A 16,096-nucleotide genomic window follows, 5' to 3' on the forward strand; every position below is an offset into this window, starting at 1 on the left:
AAGAGGTAACCAACATGACCAACGCCATCCCTCAAGTCGGTGTCCACTCCGAAGTCGGCAAACTGCGCAAGGTGCTCGTCTGCTCGCCGGGGCTCGCGCATCAGCGGCTCACGCCGAGCAATTGCGACGAGCTGCTGTTCGACGACGTGATGTGGGTGAACCAGGCGAAGCGCGACCATTTCGACTTCGTGTCGAAGATGCGCGAGCGCGGCGTCGAAGTGCTCGAGATGCACAACCTGTTGACCGAGACCGTGAAGAATCCGGCCGCGCTCAAGTGGATACTGGACCGCAAGATCACGCCCGACAGCGTCGGCATCGGCCTCGTCGACGAAGTGCGCGCGTGGCTCGAGGGCCTCGAGCCGCGCACGCTCGCCGAGTTCCTGATCGGCGGCGTCGCGGCGAGCGACATCCCGGGCGCCGAGCGCTCGAAGGTGCTCACGCTGTTCCGCGACTATCTCGGCAAATCGTCGTTCGTGCTGCCGCCGCTGCCGAACATGATGTTCACGCGCGACACGTCATGCTGGATCTACGGCGGCGTCACGCTCAATCCGATGCACTGGCCCGCGCGCCGGCAGGAAACGCTCCTCGTCGCCGCGATCTACAGATTCCATCCGGCGTTCGCCGACGCGAAGTTCGACATCTGGTACGGCGATCCCGACCGCGATCACGGAATGGCGACGCTCGAAGGCGGCGACGTGATGCCGATCGGCCGCGGCGTCGTGCTCGTCGGAATGGGCGAGCGCACCTCGCGCCAGGCGATCGGCCAGCTCGCGCAAGCGCTGTTCCAAAAGGGTGCGGCCGAGCGCGTGATCGTCGCGGGCCTGCCGAACTCGCGCGCGTCGATGCACCTCGACACCGTGTTCAGCTTCTGCGACCGCGATCTCGTGACGGTCTTCCCCGACGTCGTGAGCCGGATCGTGCCGTTCTCGCTGCGCCCGGGCGGCGACGCGCGTTACGGCATCGAGATCGAGCGCGAGGACAAGCCGTTCGTCGACGTCGTCGCGCAGGCGCTCGGCCTCAGGGCGCTGCGCGTCGTCGAGACGGGCGGCAACGATTTCGCGGCCGAGCGCGAGCAATGGGACGACGGCAACAACATGGTCTGCGTCGAGCCGGGCGTCGTCGTCGGCTACGACCGCAACACGTACACGAACACGCTGCTGCGCAAGGCGGGCGTCGAGGTGATCACGATCGGCTCGAGCGAGCTCGGCCGCGGCCGGGGCGGCGGCCACTGCATGACCTGCCCGGTGCTGCGCGATCCGGTCGACTACTGAGGCGAACACCGAAGCGAGCGTCGCGGCGCTTTGGCGCCGCTGCCTGACACCCAACGGAGAATCCAGATGAGCTTCAACCTGCACAACCGCAATCTGCTGAGCCTGATGCATCACAACGCGCGCGAGCTGCGCTACCTGCTCGATCTCGCGCGGGATCTCAAGCGCGCGAAGTACAGCGGCACCGAGCAGCCGCGTTTGCTGCGCAAGAACATCGCGCTGATCTTCGAGAAGACGTCGACCCGCACGCGCTGCGCGTTCGAAGTCGCCGCGTACGACCAGGGCGCGAACGTCACGTACATCGATCCGGCGTCGTCGCAGATCGGCCACAAGGAGAGCATGAAGGACACCGCGCGCGTGCTCGGCCGGATGTACGACGCGATCGAGTACCGCGGCTTCAGCCAGGAGATCGTCGAGGAGCTCGCGCATCATGCGGGCGTGCCCGTCTTCAACGGCCTCACCGACGAATACCACCCGACGCAAATGCTCGCCGACGTGATGACGATGCGCGAGCACAGCGACAAGCCGCTGCACGACATCAGCTACGCGTATCTCGGCGACGCGCGCAACAACATGGGCAACTCGCTGCTGCTCATCGGCGCGAAGCTCGGGATGGACGTGCGCATCGGCGCGCCGAAGGCGCTCTGGCCCGCTGCTGAGTTCATCGCGCAATGCGAGGCGTTCGCGGCCGAAAGCGGCGCGCGGATCATGTTGAGCGAAGATCCGCATGAGGCGGTCAAGGGCGTCGACTTCATCCACACCGACGTATGGGTGTCGATGGGAGAGCCCGTCGAGGCATGGGACGAACGGATCAAGGCGCTGCTGCCGTATCAGGTGAACCGCAAGCTGATCGAATCGACGGGCAATCCGCGCACGCGCTTCATGCATTGCCTGCCGGCGTTCCACAATTGCGAGACGAAGGTCGGCAAGCAGATCGCCGAGCGCTATCCGCGTCTGAAGGACGGCATCGAAGTGACCGACGAAGTGTTCGAATCGCCGCGCTGCATCGCGTTCGAGCAGGCGGAGAACCGCATGCACACGATCAAGGCGGTTCTCGTATCGACGCTCGGCGGCATCTGACGAGCCCACGCGCGCGACCGTGCGGCGCCATGCATCATCGGGCGCCGCGCCGCGCGCATCTTCAAGGAGAAACACGATGCGTATCGTCATCGCATTGGGTGGCAACGCGCTCTTGCAGCGCAATCAGCCGATGACCGAGGCCCAGCAGCGGGAGAACGTGAAGATCGCGGTCGCGCAGATCGCGCAGATCGCGCCCGGCAACGAACTCGTGATCGCGCACGGCAACGGGCCGCAGGTCGGGCTCCTCGCGCTGCAGGGCGCGGCATATACCGAAGTCGCGCCCTATCCGCTCGACGTGCTCGGCGCGCAGACGGAAGGGATGATCGGCTATCTGATCGAACAGGAAATGGGCAACCTGCTGCCGCCCGACGCGCCGTTCGCGACGCTCCTGACGCAAGTGGAGGTCGATCCGGCCGATCCGGCGTTCGAGCATCCGACCAAGCCGATCGGCCCCGTCTATTCGCGCGAGGACGCCGAGCGGCTCGCGCAGGAAAAAGGCTGGCGCATCGCGCCCGACGGCGACCAGTTCCGCCGCGTGGTGGCGAGCCCGCGGCCGCGGCGCATCTTCGAGATCCGGCCGGTCAAGTGGCTGCTCGAGAAAGGCACGATCGTGATCTGCGCGGGCGGCGGCGGCATTCCGACGCGCTACGACGCGAGCGGCAAGCTCTCGGGCGTCGAGGCGGTGATCGACAAGGATCTGTGCGCGTCGCTGCTCGCGCGCGAATTGAGCGCGGATCTGCTCGTGATCGCGACCGACGTCGACGGCGCGTACGTCGACTGGGGCAAGCCGACGCAAGCGCAGATCGAGGCCGCGCATCCGGACGAGCTCGAACGGCTCGGTTTCGCGGCCGGCTCGATGGGGCCGAAGGTGCAGGCGGCGATCGAGTTCGCACGGCAGACCGGACACGATGCGGTGATCGGCTCGCTCGCGGATATCGTCGCGATCGCCGAGGGCCGCGCGGGCACGCGCGTCAGCACGAAGGTCGACGGGATTCGTTACCGCAAGCCGCACTGAGCGAGACGGCGGCGAGCGGCATGGCGATCCGCCGCCGCGCGACGCGCGCCGGCGGCGAGGGGCGGCTGTCGTCGCGCGCGCCGCGGCCAGTGCGGCCGCGGCCAGTGCGGCCGCGGCGCGCTTCGAGCCCTCGCGTATCGCACCGCCGATGCAATCCGCAGCGTTGATCCGCAGCATCGACGTCCCGCACCGGCGAGCGCGCCGCCCGCCGCGCTCTTCGTCCGCTCACGCGCCGCGCTTGTCGTTCTGACGGCGCGTCCACGCATGCGTCTGCTCGTCGCGCACGAACTGCTCGACGGCGGCGGGCAGCAGGTTGCGGAACAGCCCGCCGTCGCTTTCCGTCACTTCGACCATCTTCTCGACCATCTCCTGCGGGTCGAACTGCTCGAACGGGAACGTCAGCTTCTCGGGCGTCGCCGCGTCGCGCGTGGGATCGAGCCAGCGGCGCGGCGTCTCCATCATCCGGTCGTTGAAGCCCGTGCTGTAAGGGCCCGGATTGACGACCGCGATCTGGATGCCGTGCGCGTCGAGCTCCGCGTGCATCGCCTCGGCGATCGATTCGACCGCGTGCTTCGACGCGCAATACGCGCCCGTGTACGCGCCCGTGATGAGCCCGGCGATCGACGACACGAACACGATCTTGCCGCGCCCGCGCGCGATCATCCCGCGCGCGACCTGCTGCGTGAGCTCGAGCGGGCCGAACACGTTGGCCTCGAACAGCTCGCGAACGATGTCGACGGGCAGATCGACGAGCGCGCCCGCCTCGCCCACGCCGGCGTTGTTCAGCAGCACGTCGACGTCCCAGCGCGCGGCCTGCGCGCGGTCCCGCGCCGAGGTCACGTCGAGCTTCACGGCGTCGAGCGCGACCCCGCGCCGCGCGGCCTCGGCGTTCAGTTCGGTGATCTGCGGCACGATCTGCACGCCCGCGATCACGTGATGGCCTTTCGCGGCGAGCCGCAGCGCGGCCTCGCGGCCGAAACCCGAGCCTGCGCCCGTCACCAGAATGCGTTTCCGAGTCATGTCCTTGCTCCTTGTCCTGCGTTGAGAAGAGTGGTGAAAGCATCGACGCACGCCTGTGCGATCGCGCCGTCGTCGTCGACCGTGCCGCCCGACACGCCGACCGCGCCGACGCAGCTTCCGTTTGCGTCGAGAAGCGGCAGGCCGCCGCCGAACGTGACGAGCCCGCCGTTGCTGTGCTCGATGCTGCGGATCGGCCCGTCGCCGGCCGACAACACGCCGAGCGACGCGCTCGGCATCCGGAAGCGCGCGGCCGTGCCGGCCTTGCGCGTCGCGAGATCGATCGCGCCGATGAACGCGTCGTCCATCCGCGCGAACGCGACGAGATGCGCGCCGGCGTCGACGACGGCGATCGCGACGGCGACGCCCGCCGCGTTCAGATGCGCGGCGTTCGCGACGCCGGCGTCGACGACGCGCCGCGCGCGTTCGAGCGTGAGTTCGGTGGACATCGGCGGCTCCTTGTGCGATTCGACTGGGAGCCAGTGTAAGGATCGGCGGTATCTGCGAGAATCAGTGTTCCGCTCACAAACGTATCAAGTTTTTCTAATGACTCTGCGACGCGATCCGCTCGGCGGCCTGCATGTGTTCATCAGCGTCGTCACGCACGGCAACTTCACGCGCGCGGCGGCCGCGCTCGGCCTCACGCCCGCGGCGGTGAGCCTCGCGATCGGGCAGCTCGAAAGCGAGCTGAAAGTAAAATTGTTCAGCCGCAGCACGCGCGGCGTGAGCCTGACGGAAGCCGGCCAGCGCTATTACGACGCGACCGCGCAGCCGTACCGGCAGGTCGCCGACGCACGCGACGCGCTGAACGACGCGCGCGACGAGCCCGAGGGCCTGTTGCGGATCAGCGCGCTGCATCTCGCGAAATCGGTCGTCACGGCCGACGTGCTCGCCGAACTCTTCCGCCGCTACCCGAAAGTGAGCGTCGAGATCCGCTACGAGGATCATCTCGTCGACATCGTGAAGGAACGGCTCGACGCCGGGATACGCTTGGCCGACCGGCTGCAGCCCGGGATGGTCGGCGTGAAGATCGCGCCCGCGCTCACGTGCGCGCTCGTCGCGACGCCCGGCTATCTCGCGCAGCACGGCACGCCGGCGAAGGTCGCCGACCTCGCGCGGCACATGTGCATCCGCTTTCGCTTTCCGAAGAGCGGGCGCCTGCACAAATGGCCGCTGCGCGACGGCCGCCGCGACATCGAGCTCGACGTCGCGGGCCGCTTCGTCAGCACCGATACGGGCGCCGTGATCGACGCCGCGCGCGCGGGCGCGGGCATCGCGCTCGTGTTCATGCGCGAGCGGATCGAGGACGACCTGCGCCGCGGCACGCTGCGCGAGGTGCTGCCGGGCGCATGCCGGACGTTGCCGCCGATGTGGCTCTACTACGCGAACCGTAAGCACGTGCCGCCGAAGCTGCGCGCGTTCATCGCGGTGCTGCGCGAGCACGCGGCGGCCGACGCGCGGCGCTGACGGCTTCGCGTTCGCCGTTGCGGCGCGATGCCGCCTCGTGCCGCGCGCTTGTGCGTCGTTTTTGTGCGTCGCTCTCGTGCTTCGTCCGCGTCCGGCGACGGCCTGGTCCGCCGCCCCATGCAAAAGCGCCGGCGCGGCGCAATGCGCTTGCATGATTTCGCGATATCACGAAGTCGCGCCGCCGCCAGCAACGATGCGCGGGATCGGCTACATTGTGCGGACCGCGCCGCCCGCGCGGATCACGGGCGGGCGCGTGGCGACTTCTTCATCGATTCATCGACCGAGTTCATCCATGTCCGATCTTTCCGAGTTTCCGATCACGAAGAAATGGCCCGCGCAGCATCCGGAGCGCATCCAGCTCTATTCGCTGCCGACGCCGAACGGCGTCAAGGTGTCGATCCTGCTGGAGGAAACGGGGCTGCCGTACGAGGCGCACGTCGTGCGCTTCGACACGAACGACCAGATGTCGCCCGAGTTCCTGTCGCTGAACCCGAACAACAAGATCCCGGCGATCATCGATCCGCACGGCCCGGGCGGCAAGCCGCTCGCGCTGTTCGAATCGGGCGCGATCCTGCTCTATCTCGCCGACAAGACGGCCCGGTTCATTCCGGCCGATCCCGCGCGCCGCTACGAGACGATCCAGTGGCTGATGTTCCAGATGGGCGGCATCGGGCCGATGTTCGGCCAGGTCGGCTTCTTTCACAAGTTCGCGGGCCGCGACTACGAGGACAAGCGCCCGCGCGATCGCTACGTCGGCGAAGCGAAGCGCCTGCTCGCGGTGCTCGAGGACCGCCTCGCGGATCGCCAGTGGATCATGGGCGACGCCTATACGATCGCCGACATCGCGACGTTCCCGTGGGTGCGCAACCTGATCGGCTTCTACGAGGCGCGCGAGCTCGTCGAATTCGAGCGCTTTCCGAACGTCGCGCGCGTGCTCGACGCGTTTCTCGCACGGCCGGCGGTCGCGCGCGGGCTGAACATTCCGGCGCGGCCGTAACCGCGTGCCGGCGTCGCGCCGCGTCCGTGCGGTGCGACGCCTTGCGCCGACGGGCGGCCGGACGCACGCGCGGCTCGCCGCGTCGCCGGCCTCCTCGATCCTCTGCCCGCTTCCGCTTCTCCTTTTCGCGCTCGCAACGAACGCCATCGCGAATGCGACGGCATACGCGAAAAGTCACCAGTCACGCCGCTTCAACGTTTCAATCTCGCCTCCTTCTTGCCTCCTTCCTCTCGCCGAATCGCATGCGCCTTCGACGTCCGGCGTTTGCGTCGCCTCCGTCCGGCATCCGCGCGCCACATGCATCCGTTCACGATGCGCCAAACGCGAAGTGGTGCGAATCATTCCGCGAGCGGCGCATCGAGCGCCGCGCTGTTTCGAGCGATTTCGTGGCGATTTCGCGCCGATTCGCGGCGATCCGCGCCGGTCCGTATCGGCTCGCCCGCGCAGCCGGGCCCATCAACGTGCAGTCAGCCGTCGGCCTGCCCTTGCAGCAGCTTGCCGAGCAGCTTCGCGAGCCGGCGCTGCTCCGTGTCGCTCAGCGCGGCCAGCACGCGCCGCTGGTTGTCGATGTGCGCGACGACGGCGTCGTCGATCAACGCGAGCCCCGCGGGCGTCAGCGCGACGAGCGTGCCGCGCCCGTCCGCCGGATTCGGGCGGCGCTCGACCCACCCCGCCTTTTCGATGCGATCGATCCGGTTCGTCATGCTGCCCGACGAGATCATCGCGGCGTCGTAAAGCGCGGTCGGCGTCAGCGCGTACGGCGCGCCGCTGCGACGCAGCGTCGCGAGCACGTCGAACTCGCCGGGCTGCAAGCCGTAGCGCGCGAAGAGCGGGTTGAGCCTGTCCCGCGCGATGACGAGCGCCGCCTCCTGCAGCCTGCCGAGCACGATCATCGACGACGGGTCGAGATCCGGGCGCTCGCGACACCATTGCTCGACCGCATGTGCTGCGCGATCCATTACCCCTCCTGTTCGTCCAAGTTATCTTGACGTCGAGATAGATCGAATCTATCTTGATGTCGAGACAATTATACGCAATGCGCGTACCCGGCAGCCGTCCGGACGCGCGCCGCTTCCATTCCTATGCACATGCTTCTTTCTCCTGCTTGGCGGCTCGCCGCCATCGTCCTCGTCGGCCTCAACCTGCGTCCGGTGCTCGCGTCGGTCGGGCCGCTCCTCGATACGATCCAGCGCGCGACCGGCTTGTCCGACAGCGCGGCGAGCCTGCTGACGACCGTCCCGATCCTGCTGATGGGCGCGGGGGCGCTGAGCGCGCCGTGGCTCGCGCGCCGCGCCGGCGTGCGCGCGGGCGTATGGCTCGGCGTCGCGCTGATCGGGCTCGCATGCGCGGCGCGCGTCGCGGCGAGCGCGCCCGCCGTGCTGCTCGCGTCCGCGCTGTGCGCGGGGCTCGGCATCGCGGCCGTGCAGGCGCTCCTGCCCGCCTTCATCAAGGCCGAGTTCGCCGCGCGCGCGGGCAGCGTGATGGGCTTCTATTCGACGTCGATCATGGGCGGCGCCGTGTTCGCGAGCGTCGCGACGCCGTTTGCGTCGCACGCGCTCGGCTGGCCGCTCGCGCTGGCCGGCTGGACGCTGCCCGCCGTCGCCGCCGCGCTGCTGTGGCCGCTCGCGACGCGCGCGGCGGCCCGCGACGCGCAGGCGCGCTCGGCCACGCGGCGCACGAGCGGCGCGCGCGCATGGTTGCTCGCCGCGTTCTTCGGCCTCGGCACGGGCGCGTACACGCTCGTGCTCGCGTGGCTGCCGCCGTATTACGTGGCGCTCGGATGGTCGCCCGAAGCGGCGGGCGGGCTGCTCGGCGGCGTGACGCTCGCCGAGGTCGCCGCGGGGCTCACCGTGTCGGCGTTCATCGACCGCCTGACGGATCGCCGTCCCGCGCTCTTCGCCGCGATCGCTTCGCTGTTCGTCGGCTTGATCGTGCTGATCGCGGCGCCGATCGATTTCGCGCTGCCCGCGTCGCTGCTGCTCGGCCTCGGCATCGGCGCGCTGTTTCCGCTGTCGCTGATCGTTGCGCTCGATCACGCGCCGAGCGCGGCCGAGGCCGGCGCGCTTACCGGATTCGTCCAGGGAATCGGCTATCTGATCGCGGGCCTTTTCCCGTTCGTCGCGGGCGTGATCCGGCAGAACGTCGCCGATCTGTCGCCGGCATGGGGCTTCATGGCCGCCGTGTGCGTCGCGATGGCGGCGATGGCCGCGCGCTTCGCGCCGCTGCGGCTCGCCGTCGCGCGAAACGGCGCGTGAGGGGCGAGTCAGCGGCGAGTGAGTGACGCATGGGCGGCGCGCGACGCGTATCGTCTGGCGTTTGCGCGACGTCGCGTTGCATTCGTGGTGTGGGTTGCTTGCGTTGCGGTCGTATCGGCAGCGCCGCTCGCCGGTATCGCCGCATGGGTGCGGCCGGAGGAATCCCCGCTCGCTCGGATGCCGGCGCGCCGCCGACGCGACGTGCGCGCGGCGGCTACCCTATCGCCGATGCGCGGGCGTCGCTTCGGGGCGGCATGGCGCGCGCCGATTGGCGTCTCGCGTCGAAGACGCAACGTTTCGACGGCGTGTCGACGACGAAACTACGAATCGACGCATGGCGCGCGTTCGTCGCGCCGATGAACTACGCATGCTGACATGCGCGAATGCGGCCATGTCGCGTCGCGCGGCCCGATCGCACGGCGGCGAACGCCTGCGATGCGCCCTCCTCAAATCGGCCGCGCACATCTTCGCCGCGAAGCGCGCGTGCCTGTTCATGCTCGAGCTGCCGCCGGCCCGATCCCGAGCGCGCCCGCGCATCGGCCGCACGGATCGCGCTTTGCCCGAGCCGGAACTCGTACGGCACGCCACGGTCCCTATTGAACGTCACGACCCCAACGCGCCGATCCGGCCAAGGAAATGCCCATGATGTCGACTCGATTCCGTCATTTCGCCGCGGCCGCGCTCGTGGTGTCCGCCGGCGCGTTCGCGGCGCCGGCGAGCGCCGCGCCCGACGTCGCGTGCCGGCCCGACGAGACGATGCCGAAGCGGCAGTTTCGCGGCACGTGGATCGCATCGGTGATCAACATCGACTGGCCGTCCCGCCCGGGCCTGTCCGTCGCCGACCAGGAGGCCGAGCTGCGCGCGTGGCTCGACGACGCGGCCCGCATGAATCGAAATGCCGTGATCCTCCAGGTTCGCCCGACCGCGGACGCATTCTGGCCGTCGCCGTTCGAGCCGTGGTCGAAATATCTGACGGGCGCGCAAGGCGGCGACCCCGGCTACGATCCGCTCGCGTTCGCGGTTGCCGAAGCGCATCGGCGCAATCTCGAGCTGCACGCATGGTTCAATCCGTATCGCATCGCGATGGACGAGCGCATCGACGCGCTCGTCGCGACGCATCCGGCCCGCCAGCACCCGGACTGGGTCGTTCGCTACGGCGGGAAACTGTACTACAACCCGGGCGTGCCGGCCGCGCGCGCGTTCGTCGTCGACGCGATCATGGACGCCGTCGGCCGCTACGATATCGACGGCGTGCATCTCGACGACTATTTCTACCCGTATCCGGTCGCGGGCGAGACGTTCGACGATGCGTCGGCCTACGCTCGATACGGCGCGGGCTTCCCGACGCTCGCCGACTGGCGCCGCGACAACGTCGATCGGCTCGTCGAAGCGCTCGCGCATCGCATCAAGGCCGCGAAGCCGTGGGTGAAGTTCGGAATCTCGCCGTTCGCGGTCTGGCGCAACGCGGCCACCGATCCGCAGGGCTCGCAGACGTCGGCTGCCGTGCAGACCTATGACGACCTGTATGCGGATACGCGCCGATGGCTGCGCGAGCGCTGGATCGATTACGTCGTCCCGCAGGTGTACTGGGCGCAAGGCTTCGCACCCGCCGACTACGACAAGGTGGTGTCGTGGTGGGCGAACGAGGCGCGCGGCCGCGACGTGCACTTGTACATCGGGCAGGCGGCGTACAAGGTCGGCACGTCGAATCAATCGCCGGGCTGGTCCGATCCGGCCGAGCTGAGCAATCATCTGGCGTTCAATCTCACCGTGCCCGAGGTGAAGGGCGACGTCTACTTTTCCGCGAAGGACGTGCGCGCGGACCGGCTCGGCGCGACGACGCGCGTGAACCGCACCTGGTATTCGCGGCCGGCGCTCGTGCCGGCGATGCGCCCGCTCGACGGAGCGCCGCCGCCGCCCGCTGAGGATCTCCGTGCGCAACGCACGCCGGACGGCGTGCGGCTGCGATGGAAGCCGCGCTCGAATGCGGCGGCGTCTTACGCGGTCTATCGCCACGAGACGGGACGGCAAGACATGTGCGACGACCACGACGCGCGCCATTTGCTCGCGACGGTTCGGGGAACCGATTATGTCGACATCACCGCGCACGCCGATCGCGACTACCGCTACGTCGTCACCGCGCTCGATCGTCTCTGGAACGAAAGCGAGCCGGTCGACGTCGTGACGCCGGCTTTGCGATCGCATTGAAGCGCTCGCGCGGATGCGCCGGCGGCGGAGCGTCGTTCACGCGAACACGGGCGACGCCGCGCATCGGCATCTGATATTTCGCGCTCGGCTCGATGCGGGACGCCGCGCGTGGATCGCGATGCGTCGCCGACGCGTTCGAGCCCGCGCTTCGCGCAGCGACGGTCGCATCGGCGTCGGGGGGCGGAATCGATGTCGGATTCGGCATCGATGCGCGTGCCGCCCCAAGCTTGCCTTGCCTCTTGCATGCCCGTTCGCGCGCTCGACGCGCGCAATCGCCGCATGCCTGCGCACGCCGGCGCTTGCCGATATGCTGACCTGCGCCGAGCGCCGCCGTCCTCACCCTTTCGCGTAGAGCGTCGACTCGTCGAACCCTTGCGCGTCGAGCACGCGCCCGATCAGGATCAGCGCGGTGCGCTCGATTGGCGTGCCGGCGACCTTGTCGACGATGTCGGCGAGCGTGCCCGTCACGCGCTCCTCGTCGGGCCAGCTCGCACGGTAGATCACGGCCACCGGACAATCGGCGCCGTAGTGCGGCAGCGCGTCGTCGACGATTCGCGCGAGATGCCGCACGCCGAGATGGATCGCGAGCGTCGCGCGGTGCGCGGCGAGGCTCGCGAGCGACTCGCCTTCGGGCATCGTCGTCTTGCCCGCGTAGCGCGTGAGGATCACGGTCTGCGCGACGCCCGGCAGCGTCAGCTCGACGCCGAGCGCCGCCGCGCACGCGGCCGTCGCGGTCACGCCGGGCACGATCTCGTAAGGAATCCGGAGCGCGGCGAGCCGGCGCATCTGCTCGCCGATCGCGCCGTACAGCGACGGATCGCCGGAATGCACGCGCGCGACGTCCTGCCCGTTCGCGTGCGCCTGAGCGAGCAGCGCGACGATCGCATCGAGATCGAGCTCCGCCGTGTTCACGACGAGTTCGGCGCGATGGCCGTCGAGCACCGCGGCCGGCACGAGCGAGCCCGCGTACAGGATCACCGGGCAACTGCGCACGAGGCGCTGGCCCTTCACCGTGATCAGCTCGGGATCGCCCGGACCCGCGCCGATGAAATACACCGTCATTCAAGATACTCCGTCATTCGATGATTCGATTCGAGGATGCGATGCGCGCGCCGCGGGGCGCGTTCTCGCGCATTGCGCGCATCGCTCGGGCAGCCCGCTTTCGTCACTTTCGTCACTTTCGTCGCTCTTCTCGCCTACGCGACCTGTCCCGCTTTGATGACGCCTCGCCGCGCACGCAACTCGGCCCGGCGCGTGCGGTCCGCGGGACATCCGGCCCGCCGTCTTCGATCATCATGCCGGCCCCGCGTCGACGCGCGAGCGCACCGCACACGCGGCCCGTCACGACGCGCGAATTGCACGAAACGTGCGCAACGCGTCGACGAGCGCGGCCGTGTCGCCGAATTCGCGATCCGCGTCGGGCAGCGCCGGCCGCTCGACCATCACGACGGGAATGCCCCGCTCGCGGGCGACGTCGAGCTTCGCCTCGGTCGCCGCGCCGCCGCTGTTCTTGCTGACGACCACGTCGATTCCGGCTGTCGCGAAGAGCGTGCGCTCGCCGTCGGCCGAGAACGGCCCGCGCGCGGCGAGCACGTGCGCGCGCGCGTTGCCGGGATGCGCGTCGAGGCAGCGCACGAGCCAGTGCTGATGCGGAGCAATCTCGTCGAGATGCGCGAGCGGCTCGCGCCCGAGCGTGAACAGCGGCCGCGCGAACGGCGCGATCGCGGCGGCGACGCCGTGCCAATCGGCGACGCCGCGCCAGTCGTCGCCGGGCTGCGGCCGCCACGGCGCGCGGCGCAGCGCCCAGTACCGCACGCCCGCCGCGCGGCACGCGGCGGCCGCGTTCGCGCTGATTCGCGCGGCGAACGGATGCGTCGCGTCGACGACGAGCGCGATCGCGTGCTCGCGCAGATGGCGCGCGAGCCCGTCGGCGCCGCCGAAGCCGCCGACGCGCACGTCGCACGCCAGATCGTCCGGCACCTGGCCGAGGCCCGCGAGGCTGTACACGTCGCGCGGCGCGAGCGTGCGCGCGACGCGCAGCGCGTCGCCCGTGCCGCCGAGCAGCAACACGCGGCGCGCGCTCATGGCGCGACGCCGACGATGCGGCCCGCCCGATCGATCGCGAGCACTTCGACGTCGACCTCGTCGGGCACGATGTCGCGCGCGACGTGGCGCGCGTGCGCGCACACGATGTCGCCGAGCGGCACGTGGTGCGCGAGCGCGAGCGCCAACGCCTGCTGGCTCGTGTTCGCCGCGCGGATCTCGTGCTGCAGCACGGCGCTCGCGCCCGCTTCGCCCGCCCACTCGGCGAGGAGCGGCAAGTCGATGCTCGAGTGGCGGCTGTGCAGATCGAGGTGCCCCGCGGCGAGCTTGCTGAGCTTGCCGAAGCCGCCGCACAGCGTGAGCCGCGCGACGCGCGCGCGGCGCAGATACTTGAGCACCGCGCCCGCGAAGTCGCCCATTTCGATGAGCGCGATGTCGGGCAGGCCGTAGCGCGTGCGCACCGCGTCCTCGCTCGCGTTGCCGGTGCACGCGGCGATGTGCGACACGCCGTTCGCGCGCGCGACGTCGATCCCCTGATGAATCGACGCGATGTACGCGGAACACGAGAACGGCCTCACGATGCCCGTCGTGCCGAGGATCGACAGGCCGCCGACGATCCCGAGGCGCGGGTTCATCGTCTTCAATGCGAGCGCCTCGCCGTTCTCGACGCCGATCGACACGTCGAAGCCGCCCGCGTAACCGTGCTCGGCCGCGAGCGCGGCGAGGTGCTCCGCCATCATCCGGCGCGGCACCGGGTTGATCGCCGGTTCGCCGATCGGGATCGTGAGCCCCGCGCGCGTGACCGTGCCGACGCCCGGCGCCGCGTGAAAGCGCACGCCCGGCTCGTGGGCGAGCTTCACGCGCGCGAACACGAGCGCGCCGTGCGTGACGTCCGGGTCGTCGCCCGCGTCCTTGATCGTGCCCGCCTCGGCGCCGCCGTCACCCGTCACGCGGCAGAACTCGAGGCGCATCGCGACGCGCTGCCCCTTCGGCAACACGATCTCGACCAGGTCGCTCGCCTGAGCGCTCAGCAACAGGCGCGCGGCCGCGAGCGACGTTGCGGTCGCGCAACTGCCCGTCGTGTAGCCGAAGCGCAGCGGTGCCGGCTGCTCGGGCGTTTCGTCGCGCATCACCCGTGCTCCGGCTGCGCGTCGCGCGGCTTGCGCGCGTCGTACAGCGTGACGGGCAGCGCCTGCCGCCACGCGTCGAAGCCGCCGAGCGGCTGCGCGTGCGCGACCGATACGCGCGTGAGCGCGCCGCCGTGCCGCTCGCGCCACGCGACGAGCGCCGCCTCGCCCTGCAGCGTCACCGCGTGCGCGACGAAACGGCCGCCGGGCTTCAGGCCGGCCCAGCACGCGTCGAGCACGCCGTCGCGGCTCACGCCGCCGCCGACGAACACCGCGTCAGGCGCGGGCAGGCCCGCGAGCGCGTCAGGCGCGCGGCCCGCGACGAGCTCGAGCGCCGGCACGCCGAGCGCGTCGCGGTTGTGCTCGATGAAGCGCTGCCGCTCCGGATGCGCTTCGATCGCGATCGTCCGGCAGCTCGGATGCGCGCGCATCCATTCGATGCCGATCGACCCTGAGCCCGCGCCGACGTCCCACAGCAATTCGCCGGGCGCGGGCGCAAGCCGTGCGAGCGCGAGCGCGCGCAGATCGCGCTTGGTCAGCTGGCCGTCGTGGCGGTACGCGTCGTCGGGCAGGCCCGGCGTGAGCGCGAGGCGCGGCGCGTCGGCGCGCGCGGGGCATGCGCGGCATTCGATCGCGACGAGGTTGAGCGCCGCCGTTCGCGCGTCGCCCCACGCGTCGGCGCGCGCGTCGATGCGCCGCTCGAGCGGGCCGCCGAGATGCTCGAACACGGTCATCGCGCTCGGCCCGAAGCCGCGCGCGGCGAGCGCGAGCGCGAGCGCGGCGGGCGTCGCGCCGTCCGCGCTCAGCACGATGAGACGCCGGCCCGGATACAGATGCCGATTGAGCGACGCGAGCGGGCGGCCGACGAGCGACACCGCGTCGACGTCCTGCAACGCCCAGCCGACGCGCGCGGCCGCGAGCGACAGCGAAGACGGCGCGGGCAGCACGCGCCATTCGTGCGGCGCGAGCGCGCGCGCGAGCGTCGCGCCGACGCCGAACAGCATCGGATCGCCGCTCGCGAGCACGCACACGCGCGCCGGACGCCGCGCGAGGAGCGGCGCGAGATCGAACGGCTTCGGCCACGGCGCGCGCTCGGCCCCACGCCGCGCCGGCAGCATCGCCAGATGCCGCTCGCCGCCCATCACCACCGCCGCCTCGGCGAGCGCGCGCCGCGCACTCCTGCCGAGCCCCGCGTATCCGTCGTCGCCGATGCCCACCACCGTCAGCCACGCGGTCATCCGTCGTACTCCATCGTGTTCCTGTCGATCCTGAAAGCGTCGCCCGCGCAGCGCATCCCGCGCTCGGACGTCACGAAAAAAGGCATAATACAGCGTCCGTCGACCGGCGCCCCACGGGGCCCAAGAGGGAACGCAGGGCGCGCCGCGCCGCTGCGGCTGCCCCCGCAACTGTGAGCAGCGAGTCCGCATCCGATCCACGCCACTGGTCACGCCGCCCACCCGCGGCCGCCGGGAAGGCCCGCTGCGGATGACGACCTGCCAGCCAGGAGACCTGCCGGGACGTTTCGTTCGTGCCATCCAACATCGGGCGGGGTGTACCGATGCCGCAGCCCGCCGCCCGTGCGCATCCCGCGCGGACCGGCCGGCTCGGGCCGCCGCGCG

Annotated in this window: 15 protein-coding genes and 1 riboswitch; of the genes, 8 read left to right on the forward strand and 7 right to left on the reverse strand. The window is 70.3% G+C overall.

Annotated features, from left to right (window positions below):
- Positions 1 to 14 precede the first annotated feature (14 nt).
- From arcA to arcC, 3 genes are all read left to right on the forward strand, one after another.
- Positions 15 to 1,271, forward strand: a complete 1,257-nt coding sequence (arcA, locus tag WT60_RS10645) for an arginine deiminase (protein WP_038742997.1) — start codon at positions 15 to 17, stop codon at positions 1,269 to 1,271.
- A gap of 66 nt (positions 1,272 to 1,337) precedes the next feature.
- Complete coding sequence (locus WT60_RS10650; RefSeq protein ID WP_038742999.1) at positions 1,338 to 2,348, forward strand: ornithine carbamoyltransferase; 1,011 nt, start codon at positions 1,338 to 1,340, stop codon at positions 2,346 to 2,348.
- Positions 2,349 to 2,424: 76 nt separating this feature from the next.
- On the forward strand, positions 2,425 to 3,363 hold the full coding sequence (arcC, locus tag WT60_RS10655; protein ID WP_038743001.1) for a carbamate kinase: 939 nt from the start codon (positions 2,425 to 2,427) through the stop codon (positions 3,361 to 3,363).
- A gap of 225 nt (positions 3,364 to 3,588) precedes the next feature.
- Here arcC and WT60_RS10660 read toward each other — a convergent pair whose 3' ends face one another.
- Both WT60_RS10660 and WT60_RS10665 read right to left on the reverse strand, forming a co-directional pair.
- Entirely contained in the window at positions 3,589 to 4,383 is a 795-nt protein-coding gene (locus WT60_RS10660; protein WP_060356050.1) for an SDR family oxidoreductase, read from the reverse strand.
- The gene (locus WT60_RS10665) at positions 4,380 to 4,829 is read right to left on the reverse strand and encodes a heme-binding protein (protein ID WP_060356049.1); all 450 of its coding nucleotides are present in this window, start codon (positions 4,827 to 4,829) and stop codon (positions 4,380 to 4,382) included. Before WT60_RS10665 ends, WT60_RS10660 begins: the two co-directional genes overlap by 4 nt.
- Positions 4,830 to 4,926: 97 nt before the next feature.
- Here WT60_RS10665 and WT60_RS10670 point away from each other — a divergent pair, with 97 nt between their 5' ends.
- A complete protein-coding gene (locus WT60_RS10670; protein ID WP_060356048.1) occupies positions 4,927 to 5,847 on the forward strand; it encodes a LysR family transcriptional regulator in 921 nt (306 codons plus the stop codon).
- 292 nt (positions 5,848 to 6,139) lie between these two features.
- Positions 6,140 to 6,844: a glutathione S-transferase C-terminal domain-containing protein gene (locus tag WT60_RS10675; protein ID WP_038743008.1), complete on the forward strand. Its 705-nt coding sequence runs from the start codon at positions 6,140 to 6,142 to the stop codon at positions 6,842 to 6,844.
- Positions 6,845 to 7,311: 467 nt separating this feature from the next.
- On the opposite strand, the gene WT60_RS10680 is transcribed toward WT60_RS10675, so the two are convergent.
- Positions 7,312 to 7,803: a MarR family transcriptional regulator gene (locus WT60_RS10680; protein ID WP_038743011.1), complete on the reverse strand. Its 492-nt coding sequence runs from the start codon at positions 7,801 to 7,803 to the stop codon at positions 7,312 to 7,314.
- A 123-nt stretch (positions 7,804 to 7,926) separates the two neighbouring features.
- On the opposite strand from WT60_RS10680, the gene WT60_RS10685 reads away from it, so the two are divergent.
- The 3 genes from WT60_RS10685 to WT60_RS10695 all read left to right on the forward strand — a co-directional run bounded on the left by WT60_RS10685 (position 7,927) and on the right by WT60_RS10695 (position 11,307).
- Positions 7,927 to 9,099: an MFS transporter gene (locus WT60_RS10685; RefSeq protein WP_059670411.1), complete on the forward strand. Its 1,173-nt coding sequence runs from the start codon at positions 7,927 to 7,929 to the stop codon at positions 9,097 to 9,099.
- 334 nt (positions 9,100 to 9,433) lie between these two features.
- Entirely contained in the window at positions 9,434 to 9,745 is a 312-nt protein-coding gene (locus tag WT60_RS33565) for a hypothetical protein (RefSeq protein WP_145986770.1), read from the forward strand.
- Positions 9,742 to 11,307, forward strand: a complete 1,566-nt coding sequence (locus tag WT60_RS10695) for a family 10 glycosylhydrolase (RefSeq protein ID WP_038743018.1) — start codon at positions 9,742 to 9,744, stop codon at positions 11,305 to 11,307. Before WT60_RS33565 ends, WT60_RS10695 begins: the two co-directional genes overlap by 4 nt.
- A 336-nt stretch (positions 11,308 to 11,643) precedes the next feature.
- Here WT60_RS10695 and cobM read toward each other — a convergent pair whose 3' ends face one another.
- From cobM to WT60_RS10715, 4 genes are all read right to left on the reverse strand, one after another.
- Positions 11,644 to 12,369: a precorrin-4 C(11)-methyltransferase gene (cobM, locus tag WT60_RS10700; protein ID WP_038743020.1), complete on the reverse strand. Its 726-nt coding sequence runs from the start codon at positions 12,367 to 12,369 to the stop codon at positions 11,644 to 11,646.
- Between the two features lie 279 nt (positions 12,370 to 12,648).
- A complete protein-coding gene (locus WT60_RS10705; protein ID WP_060356047.1) occupies positions 12,649 to 13,392 on the reverse strand; it encodes a cobalt-precorrin-6A reductase in 744 nt (247 codons plus the stop codon).
- Positions 13,389 to 14,480, reverse strand: a complete 1,092-nt coding sequence (locus tag WT60_RS10710) for a cobalt-precorrin-5B (C(1))-methyltransferase (protein WP_082759400.1) — start codon at positions 14,478 to 14,480, stop codon at positions 13,389 to 13,391. Before WT60_RS10710 ends, WT60_RS10705 begins: the two co-directional genes overlap by 4 nt.
- Entirely contained in the window at positions 14,480 to 15,715 is a 1,236-nt protein-coding gene (locus tag WT60_RS10715; protein ID WP_059574952.1) for a bifunctional cobalt-precorrin-7 (C(5))-methyltransferase/cobalt-precorrin-6B (C(15))-methyltransferase, read from the reverse strand. Before WT60_RS10715 ends, WT60_RS10710 begins: the two co-directional genes overlap by 1 nt.
- 87 nt (positions 15,716 to 15,802) lie before the next feature.
- Positions 15,803 to 16,009, forward strand: a riboswitch (cobalamin riboswitch).
- The last annotated feature ends 87 nt before the right edge of the window (positions 16,010 to 16,096 follow it).

Source organism: Burkholderia sp. MSMB617WGS (genome assembly GCF_001532025.2).
GTDB lineage: Bacteria > Pseudomonadota > Gammaproteobacteria > Burkholderiales > Burkholderiaceae > Burkholderia > Burkholderia savannae.

Excerpts from the sequence above, each read along its gene's own strand:
- cobM (WP_038743020.1), bottom strand. The coding sequence starts at position 12,369 with ATGACGGTGTATTTCATCGGCGCGGGTCCGGGCGATCCCGAGCTGATC.
- WT60_RS10685 (WP_059670411.1), top strand. The coding sequence starts at position 7,927 with ATGCACATGCTTCTTTCTCCTGCTTGGCGGCTCGCCGCCATCGTCCTC.
- WT60_RS10680 (WP_038743011.1), bottom strand. The coding sequence starts at position 7,803 with ATGGATCGCGCAGCACATGCGGTCGAGCAATGGTGTCGCGAGCGCCCG.
- arcC (WP_038743001.1), top strand. The coding sequence starts at position 2,425 with ATGCGTATCGTCATCGCATTGGGTGGCAACGCGCTCTTGCAGCGCAAT.
- WT60_RS10660 (WP_060356050.1), bottom strand. The coding sequence starts at position 4,383 with ATGACTCGGAAACGCATTCTGGTGACGGGCGCAGGCTCGGGTTTCGGC.
- WT60_RS10675 (WP_038743008.1), top strand. The coding sequence starts at position 6,140 with ATGTCCGATCTTTCCGAGTTTCCGATCACGAAGAAATGGCCCGCGCAG.
- WT60_RS10695 (WP_038743018.1), top strand. The coding sequence starts at position 9,742 with ATGATGTCGACTCGATTCCGTCATTTCGCCGCGGCCGCGCTCGTGGTG.
- WT60_RS10710 (WP_082759400.1), bottom strand. The coding sequence starts at position 14,480 with ATGCGCGACGAAACGCCCGAGCAGCCGGCACCGCTGCGCTTCGGCTAC.
- WT60_RS10705 (WP_060356047.1), bottom strand. The coding sequence starts at position 13,392 with ATGAGCGCGCGCCGCGTGTTGCTGCTCGGCGGCACGGGCGACGCGCTG.
- WT60_RS10715 (WP_059574952.1), bottom strand. The coding sequence starts at position 15,715 with ATGACCGCGTGGCTGACGGTGGTGGGCATCGGCGACGACGGATACGCG.
- WT60_RS10670 (WP_060356048.1), top strand. The coding sequence starts at position 4,927 with ATGACTCTGCGACGCGATCCGCTCGGCGGCCTGCATGTGTTCATCAGC.
- arcA (WP_038742997.1), top strand. The coding sequence starts at position 15 with ATGACCAACGCCATCCCTCAAGTCGGTGTCCACTCCGAAGTCGGCAAA.
- WT60_RS10650 (WP_038742999.1), top strand. The coding sequence starts at position 1,338 with ATGAGCTTCAACCTGCACAACCGCAATCTGCTGAGCCTGATGCATCAC.
- WT60_RS33565 (WP_145986770.1), top strand. The coding sequence starts at position 9,434 with ATGGCGCGCGTTCGTCGCGCCGATGAACTACGCATGCTGACATGCGCG.
- WT60_RS10665 (WP_060356049.1), bottom strand. The coding sequence starts at position 4,829 with ATGTCCACCGAACTCACGCTCGAACGCGCGCGGCGCGTCGTCGACGCC.